Origin of the sequence: Ruminobacter sp. RM87, from assembly GCF_000701925.1 — a bacterium.
GTDB lineage: Bacteria > Pseudomonadota > Gammaproteobacteria > Enterobacterales > Succinivibrionaceae > Ruminobacter > Ruminobacter amylophilus.
This window is the reverse complement of sequence record NZ_JNKD01000109.1, coordinates 1-2,210: the sequence shown is the minus strand read 5'-3', so window position 1 is coordinate 2,210 and position 2,210 is coordinate 1. Positions and strand designations below refer to the sequence as shown.

Genomic DNA, 2,210 nt, shown 5'->3' with positions numbered 1-2,210 from the left:
AAGAACGTACTCAGCAACATGAGTCATCTTCTGCCGTGGTCAGACAAGGTTCCCGCAGACTGCAGGTCAAATAATCTGGAAGACCTGCGTCAGGCTGAAACAGCTTCCGAGGACTAATCCTTTACAATATCAAAAACTCACTGTGCTACTACCACAGTGAGTTTTTAAGATTTATTGGATTAGTCCTCGGAAGCTGTTATAGACATCTCCGACTGTGTGAATTAGGATAGATTATTTTGATAAATCTAAGGCCTTATCATCTTCTTTATCATTTGCAGTTATGCCATCAATCACAATATCTGTATAAATTTTGTCGGAAAATAAAGTCATATCTTCAAATAGTTTGCTCTTTACGCCGATCCAATGTGCAAATTCTTCGAAGAAATATATAGCACTTTTTCGAGAGGTATATATAGTATTTTTTTGGGTATCTGAAGATATTTTTACAAAAGGGATTTCATATTGTTTAATTCTATTAGGTTCATATGTAAAAACCTTCTTGTGTTTGTCATAACTCAGTGCATGATCAGAAAAGTAGAACATGGAAAAACTTCTTCCACTATGTTCCTTGTTGTTTTGCAATATATTATAAAGTTCTCCCAATAATTCATCAGTTTGCTTAATAGAATTAATATAACATTCAATTTGTTTATTATGTTTGTTGTGTTCGAAGTGAAGTTTTTTTGAATAATTAATAACTCGACTACAAGGATCTATGTGCGATCCCATAAGATGAAGAACAAACAGGCGATAGGGAACTGTGGGTGATTGTTCAATGTATGACTTAAAAAAAGGGAGAAGATCGGAGTCTGAGAAGGGGGTATCATCAAACGTGCCGTTTTTTAGAAAAATTACATGTTCTGATTCAATTGCAATCTTAGATACTGGGGTATCATAAAGACCGTTTCTTCCTTGGTTACTTAACCAAAAAGTTTCAAATCCCGCTGATTTTGCTAAAGATATTATATGTTGGCCATATTTGTAATTACGGTTATTCTTATCAATTAGATTTAATGTCTTTGTAAGTGATGATATGGTATTAAAATCTGATGCAGTGATGTTTGATAATACTTCTTTTTCTATAGAATCAAAAAATGGTGTATTTGGAATAGGGTATCCGTACAAATGCATGTAATCTCTTCTTGCAGACTCTCCTATCACAAGAACATAATCTTTGTATTTTGGAGATACTGAAGTAATCTGCCAGTCCTGTGGCAGCATCTTATTTGACATGACATTAAGTTCATTGTATGCATTGTATACATTATGAAAAAAATCAAGAGGTGGAACAACTATTATTAAAAGTGCAATAATAATTGCCTGATAGTTAGTTCGTGGTAACTTATTCATCCATTGAATCTTGAAGAGGTACTTCATTCTGCTAATTAATATAGTTACAACGAAGTATGTAATAATTTTGATAGATATTAGATAATCTCTTAACTCTATTATTGAGATATAATCTTTTATTTCCTGTGAGTCTGTTCCCAATAAAGAACCTAATAGGTAATAATTTGGGGGGCCGTACTTAGCGGCGACTGGGGCGTAAAGACAAGCGATAAGAACAATTGGAAATCCTATCCACCATTTTAATGATTTATTGCTAAAAACAAAAAAGAAAATCACTGTAAGCCATGAGGCACAAATTATTGTTTTAGATTGGCCTGTTCCGCGAATAGTGATAACACTTAATCTATAAAGAAAAAATACAAAGAAAGAATAATATAAAATATAAGCAAGATTTTTATGTTTACGAATAAAAATCCTCACCATTGTTGTAACTCTTGTTTTCATATTTCTTACAAATGCTATGTTTACTCTTAATACACCTGATTTAAGTGACGTTTCCCAATTATTAACAAATAGTTGTTATCATAGCTTATATTAATTTTTTTATCAAACCTGACTTTCGAATTTATCGGAAAATTCTTGTGAGAATTTTAAAAATTCTAAAGAATTTGCCTCGTAATTTATCATGGATAAATATGGATTATTTGAACCGGTAATTCATGATTTTTTCATACTGCTTCTGTGTTAAAACAGCTGACTTAACCGGTAGTTTTGTAATATCCGTTATCTTGTTTAAAAAATCAGATTTAGTAAGGAGATTTACATACTTGCCGTTACGTTCATGTATTTGCGAACAGATTGCCTTGAAATTCCTAATTTTCTGGCTATTCCCCTGATTGACTGTCCTTGTTTAGAAAGTT

At 32.2% G+C, this 2,210-nt stretch carries 2 protein-coding genes; both read right to left on the bottom strand.

Annotation, left to right across the window (positions count from 1 at the left end):
- Positions 1-231: 231 nt before the first annotated feature.
- Complete coding sequence (locus T489_RS0112195) at positions 232-1,794, bottom strand: phosphoethanolamine transferase (RefSeq protein ID WP_084155527.1); 1,563 nt, start codon at positions 1,792-1,794, stop codon at positions 232-234.
- Between the two features lie 315 nt (positions 1,795-2,109).
- Positions 2,110-2,210 (bottom strand): helix-turn-helix domain-containing protein (locus T489_RS15535; protein ID WP_369791982.1); only part of this gene is annotated, 101 nt, incomplete at its 5' end.

Coding starts and splice junctions, on each gene's coding strand:
- T489_RS0112195 (WP_084155527.1), bottom strand. CDS start 1,794: ATGAAAACAAGAGTTACAACAATGGTGAGGATTTTTATTCGTAAACAT.